Origin of the sequence: Bradyrhizobium sp. B120, from assembly GCF_049075665.1 — a bacterium.
Taxonomy (GTDB): Bacteria; Pseudomonadota; Alphaproteobacteria; order Rhizobiales; family Xanthobacteraceae; genus Bradyrhizobium.
This window is the reverse complement of the sequence record NZ_CP185242.1, coordinates 1,103,372-1,119,229: the sequence shown is the minus strand read 5'-3', so window position 1 is coordinate 1,119,229 and position 15,858 is coordinate 1,103,372. Positions and strand designations below refer to the sequence as shown.

The window sequence follows — 15,858 nt, the reverse complement described above, 5'->3', positions numbered from 1 at the left end:
TGGAGGACTATCGATCATGGCCGCGATGACGGGGATGCAGCCGGCAGGCGCCGCGACATGGCGCGATGGGATCCGCGCCATCGCGTTCGACGTCCAGGGCACGTGCGTCGACTTCTATCAGCCGATCCTGCGTGCCGGGCAGGCCGTCAACGCCACGAAGGGACTGGCGCTGGACTGGGCCAAGCTCTCGAGCGAGTGGCGCGATCTGTATCGTGCCGCGCTCGACGACGTGATCGCCGGCAAGCGCGCGTGGATTCGGGTCGACCGCATCTATCGCGAGGCGCTGGATGTGCTGCTCGATCGCCACCGCCTCTCGGAGGCCTTCTCGGGCGACGAGCGCGACGAACTGAACACGGTGTGGAGCAAGCTCGACGCATGGCCCGACAGCGTCGAAGGCCTTGCGCGCCTGCGCAGCCGGTTCGTGACCTCGACCTTGTCGAATGCCGGCATGGCCGCCGTGGTGGCGGTGGTCAAGCACGCCAAGCTGCCGTTCGACGCCGTGCTGACCGCGGAGCTTGCGCGCAGCTACAAGCCGTCACCCGCGGTGTATCAGCTCGCCGTCGACTACCTCGGTTATCCCGCCGACAAGATCCTGATGGTCGCCTGCCACAAATACGACCTGAAGGCGGCCCGCGCCTTCGGCATGCGCACCGCATTCGTCGCCCGTCCGCTGGAGTTCGGGCCGGCGGCGAAGGTCGACGTCGCGCCGGAAAGCTGGATCGACCTCCACGCGGACAGCTTTACGCAACTCGCCGACATGCTCGTGCCGGCGTAGCTGCGCAAGAAAACCCGGTCAGGTCGCTCGCCTCACGACAGCGCACCCGCTTCCGCGCAATTGGTCAGCCGCGCCGGCACGCCGACCGCGGTGCAGCCGGCCGGCACATCGGACGTGACCAGCGCGCCGGCGCCGACCTTGGCGAAGTCGCCGACGGTGAGATCCCCGATCAGCGTTGCGCCGGCGCTGAGCAGCACGCCGCGGCCGATCCTCGGGGCGTGACGCGGGTCATCCTGATGCCGCGCGATGGTGACGTTCTGCAGGATCGTGACCTCGTCGCCGACGGAAGCCAGCGCGCCGATGATGATGCCGGTGCCGTGATCGAGGAACACCGCCGTTCCGATCCGGGCCGAGGGATGAATGCTGATCTGCAGCTGGTCCGCCGCGGCACTCTGCATCAGCAGCGCAATGTCGGGGCGATCATGGCGCCACAGCCAGTTCGACACCCGCCAGGCTTGCAGCGCGACGTAGCCCTTGAAATTGAGGAGCGGCTGCAGCAGGCCCGTGATCGCCGGGTCGCGGCGCACGATGGCAACCAGATCGGTGGCGGCAGCATCGACCAGCGCGGGCTCGGCCGCGAACGCTTCGCGCGCCGTCCGCATGAACTGCGCGCGATCGGCTTCGGCGCGGCCGATTCGCCGGCCGATCAGGAAAGCGAGCGCGCCGCCGAGATCGCCCTGATCGAGGATGAAGGCAGCCGAGGCCTCGAGAAAGCGATCGGCGACAACGGCAGCTTCCGCCTCGCGCCGGATCGCAAGCCAGAGGTCGTCAGGACTCGCCGTCGCAGATGCCGCCATCACTTCACCTCATCGCCCGGATTGCCGAGAATAGCGTGTTGTCTCAGTTTGGAGGTTCCTGTCGTCCAAACGCTGCCTTAAGGTGATTGAGCGCGTCCTGAGCAACGATGCTTGTGGGATTCGCATCAAACCGAAACCAAGCATCAGTGCCGGCTCCCGCTTTAGCCTGAATACGCGTCCTCTTATCCGGGTGAACGTCCCATGCCCTTGCCTTGCTGGGTGCGATATGTGCGCCCCAAGCCGTGATGATTCCATCAACCGAACATTGCGCGGTCTCCATAATGAAGCCGCCTCCGTTTTTGTCGAACTGGAAAGTCACCAAATCGATGCGGTCATTCCCAATTCTTCGATAGTGGGGAAATGCCCCCGAAAATTTCACCAAACGTAGGTAGGGCTGAACGGCTTCTTTCAACGCCAGAATCATCCTGTCACGTTCGCTCATTTCCATTCCCTTGCGAAAGAAACGCAAAGCGGTCGAAAATTCAAACTGAGCCACTAAAGACGATACAGTGGACATGGCAGCCGCAAAATGCAAACCGCCCGCTTGCTTGTCGCAAACGGGCGGCTCGGGCCATCAGGTGCTATGGGGGCACATCGCCTGAAGGCTCAGTGCTTGCCTCGCGGGATCAGCTCTGCGGCGGCTGATCGGTCGGCGGGGTCGGACGGGTCTTGTGCTGCGCCATGAAGGCGTCGAACTCTTCCTTGTCCTTGGCGTGGCGCAGACGATCGAGGAAGTTCTTGAACTCGACCTGCTCTTCCTCGAGCCGGCGCAGCGTGTCCTGGCGGTACTCGTCGAAAGCGCGGTTGCCGCTGGTGGGCGGGCCGAAGCCGCCGAACGGGAAGCCGCGGCGCTCCATGCGGCTCTTCATCCGCTCCATCTTGTCCTGCATGCGCTCCATCTTGTTCGCCCAGCGATCCTGATCGTAGTGACTCCAACAGGCCATTTTTCTGCTCCCGAGTGTGAAAAAGAGAAGGGCGAGGCCGATCGGCCACCAGATCATGAAGCCGAGGATGATCCCGGCGATCTTCAGGGGATGCCACGGCGTCGCGTAGAAGTGTGGACGGTAGGGCTCTTCGACGGGGCCGCGCCAGCGATTGACATCTGCGGTGTAGGCCATTTCCTTCTCCATCACGGCAATCACGCCGTTGTGAATGTAAATAACATTTACATAGATAGCCGAGCCCTTGGGAAAGTCAAGCAGAGCAGATGACGCACCCCTCGGATTATTTTTAGGCCAGCCGTTGAACCTTATTTCGGCTTGCCCCACGGACCGGATCTGTCGCCGGCCGGCTTGTCGTCGGCTGCCGCGGTTCCGGGCTTGCGGTCGGTGAGGAAGCCGAGACCGCGCAGATAGATCAGCACTTCGGCCTCGAGCAGATCCTCCGGCGACATCGGCAGCTTGCGCCGCGCGGCATCGCCGCGGCCGAACAGCGAGGCGACGCCGTGCGACATCGACCAGATATGCAGCGCCATCATCATCGCCGGCGGGCGCGGTGTGCCGGGCGGCGCAAGCGCCGCGAGCCGCTCGGCGGCGGCGCGGATGATCGCAAAGGCGCGTTCGCTTGCCGCCATCAAGGTCGGATTGGAATCGACCGGCAGGCCGGATTCGAACATCGCGGAGTAGAACGCGGGCTCCTCGCGCGCGAAGGCGAGATAGGCCTTGCCGACCCGCTCGAACGCCGAAACGGTGTCAGGGCGGCCGTCGTCCCAGGCCTGCGTCAGCAGGGATTCGAACTGCTCGAAGCCGCGCTGCGCGATGCTGGCGATCAGTTCGTCACGGTCGCGGAAATGGCGGTAGGGCGCGGCGGGGCTGACGCCGGCCATGCGCGCGGCATCGGCGAAGGTGAAGCCGGCCGGCCCCTTCTTCGAGATCAGGTCGAGGGCTGCCTGCAGCAACGCCTCTTTGAGATTGCCGTGATGATAGCCGCGCTCGGCGCGGCCTTGGTCCTTGCGCCAGCTCATGTGAACGGCTTTTACATGAGCCGGCGGTAAAGGTCACTAGCGGCCAGGCCGGCGGTTCATCAAGATTAACGGATCAGCGGGCTGAACGCCGCCGAGGCCTGCCTCGCCAAGCCGTCAGGCGCATTGCGTGACTAGGTAGGGACATAGGTCAACTTGATCGTGTTCTCGCCCAGCCGATCGCTCGCCACGAGGCGGAGCGGCGCGCGGGGGCCGGCAAAGAACGGCTTGCCGCGACCAAGCACGATCGGCCGGAGGTAGATTCGATACTCGTCAATCAGGCCGAGCTCGGTCAGGTTCCCCGCCAGCTCTGGTCCAGCGACTTCGATCTCGCCGTCGAGCCGGGCCTTCAGCCCGCGCACCGCCGCCGCGAGGTCCCCCTCGACGAGCGTCGCGTTGGGTCCGACCGACTTCAGCGAGCGCGACACGACCCACTTTGGCCGGCTCCGCCACGCTGCAGCATAGTCGCGCTCCTCCGCATCCCAGCCAGGGCGGTCTTCGTCCCAATAGCGCATGACCTCGTACATGCGCCGGCCGTACAGCATGCCGGTCACGCCGCGCACCTGCTCGATGAAATGCCGAAACAACCCGGTGTCCGGCAGCATGGCCTGATGATCGACATAGCCGTCGAGCGATTGGTTCAATCCGAAGACGAGCTTCGCCATGGCACGCGGCCTCTACCCGGGGTTTTCAGATTTGCTTGGGCCGGCATGACGTGAGGGCGATGTCGGGCGGATCAATGCACGCAGCTTGTTCGGTAGATCGAACAAGCCGACGTTCGATCTCCGGAACGGAGCCCCTCCCGCTGCAAGCGGGAGAGGTGCAGTGAGTTTGGCGCTCTAGCACCCCGGGCGCTATCGCCCCGGGGACTACCGTCCCGGGATCGGCAGCACCGGCATGATCTCCACGGCCTCGCCGGGGAAGATCGAAAAATGCGGGTGGTTCTCGAACAGCTTTGCCGCCGCTTCATGCGAGGGCGCGCGCACCACGGTGAAGCCGGTCATCAGATTGGCGATGTCGGCGGTGCCGCCGGCTCCGACATGCTTGGTCTTGCCGAGCGGCCCGCCCATCTCGACGATCACGTCGTGGTGCTTCTCGACCCAGGCGCCCCACGCGGCCATGCCCTGTTGCTCCTTGGCACGCCGTTCGGCCTCCGGCAGTGCGTTCCAGGCTGCCATGCGCGAACCGGATTTGCCGCCGCCAAGATAGACGGCGAGGAAGGTGTCGTTGCTCATCGTGCTTCTCCGTTGTGGTGGTTTGACGATCGGTTGGTGATACGATGACGCTTAGGAGCGGCATCGCTTCTCGGTTGAGATCTAGCGCAGCGCCTTGCCCCAGCCGCCCTGCGGATGCTCGAAAGTCGCGGCCGCCTGCTGCACTTCCTCGGAGAAATCCGCCATCTCCTGCACCTGGCGGATCTCGATCATCTCGTTGGCGGAGGCCGGGCACTGCTTCGCCCATGCGATCGCTTCGGCGCGCGAGGCGACCTCGATCATCCAGAAGCCGCCGATCACTTCCTTGGCCTCGGTAAACGGACCGTCGATCACCACCGGCAGGCCGGTGTCGAACTTGACGCGCGCGCCTGACGCCGGCGGATGCAGGCCTTCCAGCGTGATCAGCACGCCGGCGTCCTTCAGCGCCTGATTGTATCGCATCATCGCGGCGACCCGTTCCGGGTCGAGCTCGAGCTTGGCCGGCGCGGACTCGTAGCCGAGTGGGATCATCAGCATCATGAAACGCATTGGTCGGACTTCCTTATCTGTTGAATCACGTGTGACCCTCTCTCCCGTCATTCCGGGGCATCGCGTTAGCGATGAGCCCATAACCACGATCGTGAGTATGGATTCCCCGATGCGCAATTGCGCATCTGGGGCCTGCGCCTAGCGGCGCATCCCGGAATGACGGTCGAATATCACCTGTTTCCGGCCTGCGCACGCAGACGCTCTCCCTGCTCGCGCAGCTCGGGCGCCAGCGCCTCGCCGAAATCCTCCGCGGCAAATACCTGGCGGATCTCGATCTCGGAGCCGCCGCCGAACGGCGCGCGCTTCATCCAGTCGATCGCTTCATCGAGCGAGGAGGTCTCGATCAGCCAGAAGCCGCAGACCAGATCGCCGGTCGGGCTGAACGGCCCGTGGCTCACGGTGCTCTGCCCGCCGGCATATTTGACGCGCGCGCCCTTGTTGGTCGGATGCAGGCCCTCGCCGGCCTGCATCACGCCGGCCTTGACCATCTCCTCGTTGAACTTGCCCATCGCGGCAAGCAGCTCGGTGCTCGGCATCACGCCGGCCTCGGTATCCTTGTTCGCCTTCACGATCACCATGAACTTCATCGTCCTGCTCCGTTCTCTCTGAGCCGATCACAGCACCGGCGCTCGATTGAACGACGATGCAGAGTTTGCGATCCCGACACGGCGTTTGAAATTATTCTTTGGGTCATTGACGCAGGCTCCGCGCTAGTCATCGATCGCCTGATAGGCGAGCGTCCAGAAATCGGAGAACACCGCGGGCGGCTGCGGCGAATCCAACATGCGCTGGGTCAGCAGGATGCCGGTCATCGTTTCGCGCGGGTCGGAATACCAGGAGGTGCCATAGCCGCCGTCCCAGCCGTAGCGGCCCGGCACATGGCAGAGATCGTCGCGCGCGGTGACGACCGACAGCCCGAAACCCCAGCCGAGCGACGCACCGAGCAACAGCTCGGAGCCAAGCTGTTGTTCCGGCGTGAGCTGGTTCGAGGTCATCAGCTCCACCGAGGGACGCGACAGAATGCGCTCGGTGCCGAGCCGCCCGCCATTGAGCAGCATCTGCGCGAAGGCGTTGAAATCATCCGCGGTCGACACCAGCCCGGCACTGCCGTTCTCGAACACCGGCGGCGCCGCGTATTTGCCGGTCGCAGGTGCATCAAACACTTTCAGCGTGCCGGTCGCAGGATCGCCGCCATAGCACGTCGCAAACCGCGACAGCTTGTGTTGCGGCACATGGAAAGCCGTATCGTTCATGCCGAGCGGCCCGAAGATACGCTCCTGCAGGAAGCCGGCGAACGAGGTTCCGGCAACACGTGCGATCAGGACGCCGAGGATATGGCTCCCGGCGTCGTAGAGCCAGCGTTCGCCGGGCTGATAGACCAGCGGCAGCGTGCCGTAGCGGCGCAGCAATTCGTCCGGCGGAAACGACGGAAACACCGGCCCGAGCGTGAAACCGGCATCCGCGATCGCCATCTGGATCGGATAGCGCGCCGGAAATACCGGGATCATGCCGAGCCCAAGGCGGAAGGTCAGCAGGTCGCGCAGCGTGATCGCGCGCTTGGCCGGTACCGTGTCATTGATCTCGGATGCGATCGTGCGCAACACACGGCGATCGGCGAGCTCGGGCAGCCAACGATCGATGGGATCATCGAGCTTGAGCCGGCATTCCTCGACCAGGATCATCGCGGCGACCGCCGTCACCGGCTTGGTCATCGAGGCGATGCGGAAGATGGTGTCGCGCTGCATCGGCGGCCCGTCCATCGCCATGCGTCCAAGCACATCGGCATGGATCTCGCCGCGACGGCTGACCAGCGCCACGAGGCCTGGAACGTCGCCACCATCGACATGGCGTGCCAGCACCTCGCGCATGCGTCCGAGCCGTGCCTGCGACAGGCCGCTGCTTTCACTCGCAATGGACATTTTCCAGGTTTCCTTCGCAGAATTCGTGCTCGCCTGCGACGATCGCGCGAGCGACATCACCGAGGCTGCCTCATCGATCCTGCCTGACGAGTTCGCCGTCCTGATGCGACGGACCGAAATAGACGTCAATGCGCGACACCTTGTCGCCGTCGAACACGAAGAACTCGGTGTTGCGGAAGCTCTTGCCGTCCCGGGCGACGCAGCGATAGGTGACGAAAGCCTCAACGCCGTCGACCATGATGCGCTCGATCTCGTGGCGGCCGATCCAGCCAGAGTCGCGCCAGCACTCGGCGAAATAGCGCGGCTTGTCGATGTTCTCGCCATAGGGCGTCGAGAAGCGGAAATCCTCCGCGAACGCGGCCTCGACGCTCGCGCGGTCATTGGCGAGATAGGCGGCGAAGATCCCGCGGATGATCTCGGCCCTGTTGCCAGCTGCAGCCATGTCGTCTCCCACAAAGTGCCGCCCGAGCCCCGGGGCGCGACCGGCGCTCCAGAACCCGGGCTTCAGGGAGATGACGAACGGGGCGGCGCGAAAACGACATCGCGCCGCATTAATTTTCGGGGTCCTGATCAGACCTCAGGTTCCCTTTTTCAGGTTTCCCTCTCAGTCCTCCTTGGGGAACATGCCGAAATAGGGCTCGGCTTCCTTGAGGACGCGCGCGAAGGACGGCCGCGCCTTCAGCCGCTCGAGATAGGCCGCCAGATGCGGATGGCCCTCCCCGATCGGCTCGACCTTGTTGCCGTAGAACAGCGCCGGCGCGGCGGCGCAGTCGGCCAGCGAGACCTGCTCACCCATCATCCAGCCGCCATGCGCGAGCTGCTGGTCGAGGATCGCATAGGAGGTGCGGAGTTGGGCCCGCGCCTCGGCGACGCCACGCGGATCCTTGCTGTCCGCCGGACGCAGCCGGTCGCCGACGATCTTCTGCAATGGCAGATGGACGTAGAGATCGAGGAAGCGGTCGCGCAGCCGGGTCTGCAACGCAAGCTCCGGGTCGTCAGGAATCAACCTGACGGTGCCGGGATAGTGCCGGTCGAGATATTCGATGGCGATGCTCGATTCAGGCACCGTCTCGCCGCGCGCCTCGTCGCGCAGCACGGGAAAGCGGCCGATCGGCCACAGCGCGAGCAGCGCCGCGCGTTCGGCGGGATCGCCGAGATTGACCATGTTCGGCGTGAACGGCGCGCCGTTCTCGTAAAGCGCGACCAGCGCCTTCCAGCAGAACGAGGACAGCGGGTGGTAATGCAGGGTCAGTGACATCAGAACTCCATCATGGAACCAGTACCCGCAGGACGAACCGCAGACCGCTCTGCAGACATCTCGTTCGGAAATTATTTTGCCCGTCGCCCGGCACCGAGAGCGGGCATCGACGCGACATGCATTCGTTGAGGACGCGAATCGCGGTGCTGAATCGATCCGTGAAAACAGTGAGCAATATCAACGTTCGTAATAGGTCTATCAGCGTTGCTGAAGTGCACGCGTTGCAATCATCTGCATCAGACCAAAGTTGTCATCGATTTTCATCCGTAAGATTACGGTGAACATCGCATCACGACTATGGACGATAACGTTCAGATCAGAAAATTACTTCGCAAACTGAGATAGATGCACGCGCGCCGCGTTGCATTATGCAGTCCGTGCCAGACCGCAGCCTTTACCGATGCTAAACGGCTCGCTGCAACTTTTCCGTGAGTTGCCGCGATCTGCTTTTCCATCCCGTTTCATTTGACCCCTCACGGAGCCCTGATGTTCAGTTTCAGCAACAAGGCAAACATCGACAATGCGCTGGCGCAAGCCGCAGCGATCGGCAGATCGCAGGCGGTGATCGAGTTCAAGCTCGACGGCACCATCGTCACCGCCAACGAGAACTTCCTGAACGCGATGGGCTACTCCCTCGACGAGATCAGGGGCAAGCACCACAGTATGTTCGTCGAGCCGGCGTATCGCGACAGCCAAGACTATCGCGCGTTCTGGGCGGGCCTCAACCGCGGCGAATTCCAGGCCGCACAGTACAAGCGCATCGCCAAAGGCGGCCGCGAGATCTGGATCCAGGCCTCCTACAACCCGATCCTGGACAAGAACGGCAAGCCGGTCGGCGTCATCAAGTTCGCCACCGACATCACCGCGCAGAAGATCCACAGCATGGAAGACTCCGGCAAGATCGACGCGATTGGCCGGGCGCAGGCGGTGATCGAGTTCAACATGGACGGCACCATCGTCAATGCCAACGAGAACTTCCTCGGCGCGATGGGTTACTCGCTCGCCGAGATCCAGGGCAAACATCACAGCATCTTCATGCCGCCGGCCGACCGCGACAGCCCGGCCTATCGCGATTTCTGGGCACGGCTGAACCGCGGCGAGCTCGAGACCGGCGAGTTCAAGCGGCTCGCCAAGGGCGCCAGGGAGATCTGGATCCTCGCCAGCTACAACCCGATCCTCGACGACCGCGGCAAGCCGTTCAAGGTCGTCAAGTTCGCGACCGACGTCACGCAGCAGAAGCTGAAGGCCGCCGACAATGACGGCCAGATCGACGCGATCGGCAAGTCGCAAGCCGTGATCGAGTTCAACATGGACGGCACCATCCGCACCGCGAACCCGAACTTCCTCGGCGCGATGGGCTATCTGCTCGCCGAGATCCAGGGCAAGCATCACAGCATGTTCGTCGAGCCGGTCGAGGCGAGCTCGGCGGGCTACCGCGAGTTCTGGGGAGCGCTGAACCGCGGCGAGTTCCAGGCCGCCGAATACAAGCGCATCGCCAAGGGCGGCCGCGAGATCTGGATCCAGGCTTCCTACAATCCGATCCTCGATCTCAACGGCAAGCCCTACAAGGTGGTGAAATACGCCACCGACATCACCGCGCAGGCGATCGGCCGCAAGAAGGCCGACAGCGCGCGCGGCCTGATCGAGGCGGTTGCCGCCGGCAGCGAGGAGATGAGCGCGTCGATCCGCGAGATCTCGGAGACCATGACCAAGTCGAAGCAGAACGCCGCGGTCGCCACCGGCCGTGTCGAGGCTGCCGACGGTCAGGCGCAGAAGCTCAATGCCGCAGCTCAGGCGATGAGCGGCATCGTCGAGATGATCTCGAGCATCACCGGGCAGATCAACCTGCTCGCGCTCAACGCCACGATCGAATCGGCGCGTGCGGGCGAAGCCGGACGCGGCTTCGCGGTGGTGGCCTCCGAGGTGAAGAGCCTCGCCAACCAGGCCAAGCAGGCGACCGACACGATCTCCTCGGAGATCGATGCGCTGAACTCGATCGCCGCCGAAGTGGTCACCTCGCTATCCGAGATCAAGGCGGCGATCGCCGGCGTCAACGAATACATCACCTCCACCGCCGCCGCGGTCGAGGAGCAGAGCATCGTGACGCAGGACATGTCGACCAATATGCAGCGCGCCTCCGCCGAGCTCGCGGCGTAGGTTGCGGTGCGATCCTCGAAGGATGGACGGCCCGGGCTGGCGGCCGTACATCCTTCGAGACGCGCCCCGAATGACGAAGAATCCCCATCGGGTTGACACGTCGGAGTAAAGGTCGCAGACGGTCGGGACTTGCTGCCCGAACCGATGGACCATCCAATGAATTCCGCTTCCCCCAAAGTCGCACTCGTGACCGGCGCCGCGCGCGGCATCGGGCTCGCCGCAGCGAAACGCTTTCTCACTGAGGGCTGGCGCGTCGCGCTGCTCGACATCGAGGGCGAATTGCTGCGCGCCGCGGTCGCGGCATTGCAGCAGCCCAACACGACGCTGGCTTTGACCTGCGACGTGTCTGATGCCGCTGGTGTGACAGCCGCGATCGCGGCGATCACGGACCGCTTCGGCCGGCTCGACGCGCTGGTCAACAACGCCGGCATCGCCGTGTTCACGCCGGTGCTGGAGACGTCGGACGCCGACTGGAACCGGATCATGGCGGTCAACCTCACCGGCCCGTTCCTGTGCACCAAGGCGGCGGCGCCGGTGATGCGCGAGCATGGCGGCGGCGCGATCATCAACATCACCTCGATCTCGGCGGTGCGCGCCTCGACGCTGCGCTCGGCCTACGGCACCAGCAAGGCCGGCCTCGCGCATCTCACCAAGCAGCTCGCGGTCGAGCTCGCCTCGCTCGGCATCCGCGTCAACGGCGTCGCGCCCGGGCCGGTCGAGACCGCGATGGCCAAGGCCGTGCACACGCCGGAGATCCGCGCCGACTATCACGACGCCATCCCGCTCAACCGCTACGGCCTGGAAGAGGAGTTGGCGGAAGCGATCTTCTTCCTGTGCTCGGATCGCGCCAGCTACATCACCGGCCAGATCCTCGCCGTCGACGGCGGCTTCGATGCCGCCGGCATCGGCCTGCCGACCCTGCGCGGCCAGCGCCGGAATGGGTGAGACGTCCACGCAGTAGGACACACAGCATCACCGTCACCCTGAGGTGGCCGCTTCTTCAGCGGCCCTCGAAGGGTCGACGGCCCGACTGTGGCCGTTCATCCTTCGAGGCTCGCAAGAGCTCGCACCTCAGGATGACGGGGTTGGCAGCGGCGTAGTTGGCCTACCGCCCATTCACTGCAACAACGCGCCACGCGCCCGGCAGCCGGTCGATCCGCGTCAGCGACAGCGGATCGATGACGAAGCGCAGCGCCAATTCCGGCGCCAGCTCGAGCGCGATTGCGAGAATCGCGCGGATGGTGCCGGAGTGCACGACCAGCACGACATCGCCGGACGGCAGGCGCGCAAGCCCTGCCCGCGCCCGCGTGATCTGATCGGCGAAGCTTTCGCCGCCGGGCGGCCGGTTGGTCCCCGGCGATTGCCAGAATGCACGATAGGCCGCCGCACCGAATTCGGCTTCAATCTCGCTGTGGCGACGGCCGGTCCAGTCGCCAAAATCCTGCTCGCGAAAAGCATCATCCGCCGTTGCCGTGAGGCCGAGCTTTGCTGCGGTCTCGCTTGTGCGCCGCGCCGGGCTGCAGATCGCGACAGCGTCGGCCGGCAGCCGCGCCTTTAGCGCGGCAAAGGCCGCGGCATCGCCGAGATCCGCGGGCGCATCCGGCGCATGGATCACGCCGCGCGGACCGTCGACCGGCGCGTGGCGGATCAGCCAGAGATGCGTTTCGTAATCCATCGCTGCAGGAGCCCTTCCATTCTGACCAGGGCGTGTACTCATGGACAGTTGATGCCCGATTTATCGGGCAAGGCGGAAATGCGTTAACGTGCTCGGCACGAGCTGGTCCCCCTCCATTACCACGAGACCTCAAGCCCGCTATCATCCGGCCATTTTTTGGACAAGACTGACGGGAGTGCTGGGGGCTGATCGACCCTAACGGATAACCGAGTCGGCACGCTTGGGTGACATTGGATGGAAAGGGAAGCGCCAGTGAACTCCACCCCCACCCCGAACCCAGTCGAATCAAACGATGGCCCGGCCACGGGCGCCGACGAAAGACTCGCAGAAACCCACAAGCAGATCACGCGCGCCAATGAAGATCTCGCGCGTTTGAGCGATCAGCTTGCAAGAATGGAGCGCGATGCTGCATCCCCGGCTCCGGCGCAACCTGCCCCGCCTTCGGTCGGACCCAGCCCTGCCGCTTCCGAGCCTGGCCCTACCTCTTCGGGACCTCGCTCGCGATCGCCGCGCCGAATGCCGGGGTTCCGTGCTGTCGCCGGCTTGTCGCTGGCAGCATGTATCGTTGTCGCTGCACTGGCTTTGCAGTCGTCGTATGGTAGAGGAGCCAAGCAGGTTGTCGCCCGTTGGGTGCCCCAGCTCGCTTCGACTCCATCATTGCCCCCGGATAATCCGCCGCTTGCGGTGCAGCCCGCTCCACCGACCGTTCAGGTCGCAGCGGCAGACGCCGCTCCGCCCCAAGCGACGCCCCCGGTTCAGACCGCACCGCCGCAGAATGCCGCGCCGACAGCCAATACAGCTCTTCCCGACCAGGCGCAGCTGCTGCAAACGATCGCCCGCAACCTCGAAAATGTTGAGCGAAGTATCGAGCAGCTCAAGGCGGACCAGCAACAGATGGCCCGCGCGAACTCCAAAGCCATCGAGGAACTCAAGGCGAGCCAGGAAGAAATGAAACGGACGCTAGCGAAGGTCTCCGAGCCGAAGCCGTTACCGCTTCCGACGCCACCGACTCCAAGCGTGCGCAAGCCCGAGCGGACGGCTCAGCCCCCGTATGCAAGAGCGCGGCCTCCAATGCCCAGGGAGTGGCTCTACGACGAATGGTGATGGTCGATGCAATGCTCATCGATGTCTTGTCCCGCAACAGCGGCTAGATCGGCGCGGCCTCCAGTTCGGGCCATAGCTGAATTTCGCGCCGACTGTTGCATGGGATCGCATCATCTTCACGCGAACCGGTCTCCACTTCGCTTGGAAATGCTCTAGCCGAGCCGCGCCGCGAGCAACACCAGGATCGCGGCCTCCGCAACCTGCTCGGCGCCGCCGAGCACGTCGCCGGTCTGGCCGCCGATCTGCCGCTTTGCCAGCAGCGCCATGATCAATGCGCTCGCACCGGCCGCGATCGCCGCCAGCAGCGCGCTGCCGAAAGGCAGAGCGAGGAGTGCGATCACCAGCGCGATGCCGGCTGCGACCACCGCAATCGTGCCATCGGGCCGGCCGGCATTGGCCGCGAGCCCATCCTTGCGCGCGTAGGGCAGGCTGATCGCGATCCACGGCAGCACACCGCGGCCGAGCGCATGCGCCGCGATCAGGCTCTGCACCACCATGCCGTCGGGAAGCGCCGCCAACGCCGCAAGCCTGGTGGCAAAGCTCACCACCAGCGCCAGCGCGCCATAGGTGCCGAGCCGGCTGTCGCGCATGATCTCGAGCTTGGCCGCTGCATCGCGGCCGCCGCCGAACCCGTCGGCGACATCGGCGAGCCCGTCCTCGTGCAGCGCGCCGGTCAACAGCGCGCCGCCGCCGAGCGCCAGCGCCGCCGCGGCGAGGTCCGGGACACCGATCGACCGCAGCAGCAGACAGAACAGGCCGATCGCGGCCCCGATGCCGGCGCCGACCAGGGGAAACAGCCGCTGCGCCCGGGCGAAGCCCTCCGGCCGCGCGCCGTCCGGATGCGGCATCGGCAGCCGGGTCAGGAAGGCGATGGCGGTCCTGAGATCGTCGAGCCATTGATTCATGGTCGCGGCCTTCGAATTGAACTATTTTGCGGCCCGCTCGACGAGGGAATCGCATGCAGTTCAGTACTCTAGACGACATCCGCAGCTTTTGTCGCGAGCTGCCCGACGGCGACGAAGCGAGCGCCGCGGCCGCCACGCTGCGCCAGCAGAACCTGACCAAGCCGCCGGGCAGCCTCGGCCGGCTGGAAGAGGTCGCGATCTGGCTGGCGCGCTGGCAGCGGCGCGAGATCCCCCGGCTCGACCAGGTCACGATCGCCGTGTTCGCCGGCAATCACGGCATCGCCGAACGCGGCGTCTCCGCCTTTCCCTCTGAAGTCACCGCGCAGATGGTGGCGAATTTCGCCGCGGGGGGCGCCGCGATCAACCAGATCGCCAGGCTTGCCGGCGCCGAGCTGCGCGTCGAGCCGCTCGAGCTCGCACGTCCGACCCGCGATTTTACGATGGCGCCGGCGATGGATGGCGCCGATTTCCTCGTCGCCTTCGACACCGGCTGGCGCACGGTGCCGGAGCAGTGCGATTTGCTCGTGGTCGGCGAGATGGGCATCGCCAACACCACGGTCGCCGCCACGCTGTGCGCGGCATTGATGGGCGGGCGCGGCGCGCGCTGGGCCGGCCGCGGCACCGGCGTCGACGATGCCGGCCTGCTGCGCAAGCGCACCGTGATCGATACCGCGCTGAAGCTGCATCGCAGCCTGCTCGACGATCCGCTCGCCGTCGCCGTCGCGCTCGGCGGCCGCGAGCTCGCGGCCATCGCGGGCGCCGTGCTGGCAGCGCGGGCACGATCGATCCCGGTGCTGCTCGACGGCTTCGTCGCGACATCGGCGGTGCTGCCGCTGGCGCGGCTTGCGCCTGATAGCCTCGCGCATTGCCGCGCCGGGCATGTCTCGGCCGAGCTCGGCCATCGCCAGCTGCTGCGCGAATTGCAGCTCGCGCCCCTGCTCGATCTCGAGATGCGGCTCGGCGAAGCCTCCGGCGCAGGGATTGCGATCCTGCTGCTGCGCGCCGCGCTCGCCTGTCATGGCGGCATGGCGACCTTTGCCGAGGCCGGCGTCTCCGGAGCGGGCTAAAGCTGCAGGTTAGCCGAACCTCTCCCCAAAAAGCCGGTGCATACCGCCCGCATGGGCCGCAATCTTAGCGTGCGCAGCATGACCTCTGCGCGCTGGAAGCCTAACCTTTGCCCCGGTGGGGCGCCGCCGGCGTCTCAGCCATGCTGAACCAGATACCGGGGAGAAATCGCGTCATGTCGGGAGTCCTCATCAATCTGATCATTCAAGTCATCAGCGGAGCCGTCGGCGGCAATGTCGCCGCCGGAGCGGCCAAGAACATCGATCTCGGCACGCTCGGAAACACCATCGCGGGCGCCATCGGCGGCGGCGCGGGCGGACAGCTTCTGGGCATGCTGATTCCGCTGCTCGCCAATTCCGGCGCGACGCCTGACATCGGCAGCATCATCGGACAGGTCGCCGGCGGCGGCGTTGCCGGCGCAGTGCTCACGGCGATCGTGGGCGCGCTCAAGAACCGGGCAGCCTGAGCCCGCCTGTCATCGCGAAAGGGGCATCGGTCTTG

The 15,858-nt window shown here is 65.3% G+C and carries 19 protein-coding genes; 6 read left to right on the top strand and 13 right to left on the bottom strand.

What is annotated here, in order from left to right:
- The first annotated feature begins 16 nt into the window (after positions 1-16).
- On the top strand, positions 17-775 hold the full coding sequence (locus ACOIX3_RS05340; RefSeq protein WP_420968743.1) for a haloacid dehalogenase type II: 759 nt from the start codon (positions 17-19) through the stop codon (positions 773-775).
- A 32-nt stretch (positions 776-807) separates the two neighbouring features.
- On the opposite strand, the gene ACOIX3_RS05335 is transcribed toward ACOIX3_RS05340, so the two are convergent.
- The 11 genes from ACOIX3_RS05335 to ACOIX3_RS05285 all read right to left on the bottom strand — a co-directional run bounded on the left by ACOIX3_RS05335 (position 808) and on the right by ACOIX3_RS05285 (position 8,451).
- A complete protein-coding gene (locus ACOIX3_RS05335) occupies positions 808-1,572 on the bottom strand; it encodes a serine O-acetyltransferase (protein ID WP_420968741.1) in 765 nt (254 codons plus the stop codon).
- Positions 1,573-1,615: 43 nt separating this feature from the next.
- A complete protein-coding gene (locus ACOIX3_RS05330; protein ID WP_420968740.1) occupies positions 1,616-2,089 on the bottom strand; it encodes a DUF4304 domain-containing protein in 474 nt (157 codons plus the stop codon).
- A gap of 109 nt (positions 2,090-2,198) precedes the next feature.
- Complete coding sequence (locus ACOIX3_RS05325) at positions 2,199-2,690, bottom strand: DUF2852 domain-containing protein (RefSeq protein WP_420971664.1); 492 nt, start codon at positions 2,688-2,690, stop codon at positions 2,199-2,201.
- A 131-nt stretch (positions 2,691-2,821) separates the two neighbouring features.
- Positions 2,822-3,535: a TetR/AcrR family transcriptional regulator gene (locus ACOIX3_RS05320; protein WP_420968739.1), complete on the bottom strand. Its 714-nt coding sequence runs from the start codon at positions 3,533-3,535 to the stop codon at positions 2,822-2,824.
- Between the two features lie 131 nt (positions 3,536-3,666).
- Positions 3,667-4,197 carry a dihydrofolate reductase family protein gene (locus ACOIX3_RS05315; protein WP_420968738.1) on the bottom strand — a complete coding sequence of 177 codons (531 nt, stop codon included), beginning with the start codon at positions 4,195-4,197 and terminating at the stop codon, positions 3,667-3,669.
- Between the two features lie 204 nt (positions 4,198-4,401).
- Complete coding sequence (locus ACOIX3_RS05310; protein WP_420968737.1) at positions 4,402-4,767, bottom strand: hypothetical protein; 366 nt, start codon at positions 4,765-4,767, stop codon at positions 4,402-4,404.
- 81 nt (positions 4,768-4,848) lie between these two features.
- A complete protein-coding gene (locus ACOIX3_RS05305; protein ID WP_207833036.1) occupies positions 4,849-5,274 on the bottom strand; it encodes a YciI family protein in 426 nt (141 codons plus the stop codon).
- 170 nt (positions 5,275-5,444) lie between these two features.
- Positions 5,445-5,861 (bottom strand): YciI family protein, encoded by a 417-nt coding sequence (locus tag ACOIX3_RS05300; protein WP_420968735.1) that lies wholly within the window; start codon positions 5,859-5,861, stop codon positions 5,445-5,447.
- 123 nt (positions 5,862-5,984) lie between these two features.
- Positions 5,985-7,193 carry a serine hydrolase domain-containing protein gene (locus ACOIX3_RS05295; protein ID WP_420968734.1) on the bottom strand — a complete coding sequence of 403 codons (1,209 nt, stop codon included), beginning with the start codon at positions 7,191-7,193 and terminating at the stop codon, positions 5,985-5,987.
- Between the two features lie 70 nt (positions 7,194-7,263).
- The gene (locus ACOIX3_RS05290) at positions 7,264-7,635 is read right to left on the bottom strand and encodes a nuclear transport factor 2 family protein (RefSeq protein ID WP_342724533.1); all 372 of its coding nucleotides are present in this window, start codon (positions 7,633-7,635) and stop codon (positions 7,264-7,266) included.
- A 162-nt stretch (positions 7,636-7,797) separates the two neighbouring features.
- Positions 7,798-8,451: a glutathione S-transferase family protein gene (locus ACOIX3_RS05285; RefSeq protein ID WP_420968733.1), complete on the bottom strand. Its 654-nt coding sequence runs from the start codon at positions 8,449-8,451 to the stop codon at positions 7,798-7,800.
- A 486-nt stretch (positions 8,452-8,937) separates the two neighbouring features.
- Here ACOIX3_RS05285 and ACOIX3_RS05280 point away from each other — a divergent pair, with 486 nt between their 5' ends.
- Positions 8,938-10,608, top strand: a complete 1,671-nt coding sequence (locus tag ACOIX3_RS05280; RefSeq protein WP_420968732.1) for a methyl-accepting chemotaxis protein — start codon at positions 8,938-8,940, stop codon at positions 10,606-10,608.
- A 156-nt stretch (positions 10,609-10,764) separates the two neighbouring features.
- Positions 10,765-11,553 (top strand): SDR family NAD(P)-dependent oxidoreductase, encoded by a 789-nt coding sequence (locus ACOIX3_RS05275; protein WP_420968731.1) that lies wholly within the window; start codon positions 10,765-10,767, stop codon positions 11,551-11,553.
- Positions 11,554-11,713: 160 nt separating this feature from the next.
- Here ACOIX3_RS05275 and ACOIX3_RS05270 read toward each other — a convergent pair whose 3' ends face one another.
- Positions 11,714-12,283 carry a histidine phosphatase family protein gene (locus ACOIX3_RS05270; protein ID WP_420968730.1) on the bottom strand — a complete coding sequence of 190 codons (570 nt, stop codon included), beginning with the start codon at positions 12,281-12,283 and terminating at the stop codon, positions 11,714-11,716.
- A gap of 657 nt (positions 12,284-12,940) precedes the next feature.
- Between ACOIX3_RS05270 and ACOIX3_RS05265 the strand changes: the two genes are divergently transcribed.
- Positions 12,941-13,387: a hypothetical protein gene (locus ACOIX3_RS05265; protein ID WP_420968729.1), complete on the top strand. Its 447-nt coding sequence runs from the start codon at positions 12,941-12,943 to the stop codon at positions 13,385-13,387.
- Positions 13,388-13,539: 152 nt separating this feature from the next.
- On the opposite strand, the gene cobS is transcribed toward ACOIX3_RS05265, so the two are convergent.
- Complete coding sequence (gene cobS, locus ACOIX3_RS05260; protein WP_420968728.1) at positions 13,540-14,292, bottom strand: adenosylcobinamide-GDP ribazoletransferase; 753 nt, start codon at positions 14,290-14,292, stop codon at positions 13,540-13,542.
- Between the two features lie 53 nt (positions 14,293-14,345).
- Between cobS and cobT the strand changes: the two genes are divergently transcribed.
- Together cobT and ACOIX3_RS05250 are read left to right on the top strand one after the other, a co-directional pair.
- Entirely contained in the window at positions 14,346-15,359 is a 1,014-nt protein-coding gene (cobT, locus tag ACOIX3_RS05255) for a nicotinate-nucleotide--dimethylbenzimidazole phosphoribosyltransferase (protein ID WP_420968727.1), read from the top strand.
- Between the two features lie 173 nt (positions 15,360-15,532).
- A complete protein-coding gene (locus ACOIX3_RS05250; protein WP_016842535.1) occupies positions 15,533-15,823 on the top strand; it encodes a hypothetical protein in 291 nt (96 codons plus the stop codon).
- Positions 15,824-15,858: the final 35 nt, after the last annotated feature.

Coding starts and splice junctions, on each gene's coding strand:
- ACOIX3_RS05340 (WP_420968743.1), top strand. CDS start 17: ATGGCCGCGATGACGGGGATGCAGCCGGCAGGCGCCGCGACATGGCGC.
- ACOIX3_RS05275 (WP_420968731.1), top strand. CDS start 10,765: ATGAATTCCGCTTCCCCCAAAGTCGCACTCGTGACCGGCGCCGCGCGC.
- ACOIX3_RS05250 (WP_016842535.1), top strand. CDS start 15,533: ATGTCGGGAGTCCTCATCAATCTGATCATTCAAGTCATCAGCGGAGCC.
- ACOIX3_RS05290 (WP_342724533.1), bottom strand. CDS start 7,635: ATGGCTGCAGCTGGCAACAGGGCCGAGATCATCCGCGGGATCTTCGCC.
- ACOIX3_RS05315 (WP_420968738.1), bottom strand. CDS start 4,197: ATGGCGAAGCTCGTCTTCGGATTGAACCAATCGCTCGACGGCTATGTC.
- cobT (WP_420968727.1), top strand. CDS start 14,346: ATGCAGTTCAGTACTCTAGACGACATCCGCAGCTTTTGTCGCGAGCTG.
- ACOIX3_RS05305 (WP_207833036.1), bottom strand. CDS start 5,274: ATGCGTTTCATGATGCTGATGATCCCACTCGGCTACGAGTCCGCGCCG.
- cobS (WP_420968728.1), bottom strand. CDS start 14,292: ATGAATCAATGGCTCGACGATCTCAGGACCGCCATCGCCTTCCTGACC.
- ACOIX3_RS05335 (WP_420968741.1), bottom strand. CDS start 1,572: ATGGCGGCATCTGCGACGGCGAGTCCTGACGACCTCTGGCTTGCGATC.
- ACOIX3_RS05295 (WP_420968734.1), bottom strand. CDS start 7,193: ATGTCCATTGCGAGTGAAAGCAGCGGCCTGTCGCAGGCACGGCTCGGA.
- ACOIX3_RS05280 (WP_420968732.1), top strand. CDS start 8,938: ATGTTCAGTTTCAGCAACAAGGCAAACATCGACAATGCGCTGGCGCAA.
- ACOIX3_RS05285 (WP_420968733.1), bottom strand. CDS start 8,451: ATGTCACTGACCCTGCATTACCACCCGCTGTCCTCGTTCTGCTGGAAG.
- ACOIX3_RS05270 (WP_420968730.1), bottom strand. CDS start 12,283: ATGGATTACGAAACGCATCTCTGGCTGATCCGCCACGCGCCGGTCGAC.
- ACOIX3_RS05300 (WP_420968735.1), bottom strand. CDS start 5,861: ATGAAGTTCATGGTGATCGTGAAGGCGAACAAGGATACCGAGGCCGGC.
- ACOIX3_RS05310 (WP_420968737.1), bottom strand. CDS start 4,767: ATGAGCAACGACACCTTCCTCGCCGTCTATCTTGGCGGCGGCAAATCC.
- ACOIX3_RS05330 (WP_420968740.1), bottom strand. CDS start 2,089: ATGTCCACTGTATCGTCTTTAGTGGCTCAGTTTGAATTTTCGACCGCT.
- ACOIX3_RS05325 (WP_420971664.1), bottom strand. CDS start 2,690: ATGGCCTACACCGCAGATGTCAATCGCTGGCGCGGCCCCGTCGAAGAG.
- ACOIX3_RS05320 (WP_420968739.1), bottom strand. CDS start 3,535: ATGAGCTGGCGCAAGGACCAAGGCCGCGCCGAGCGCGGCTATCATCAC.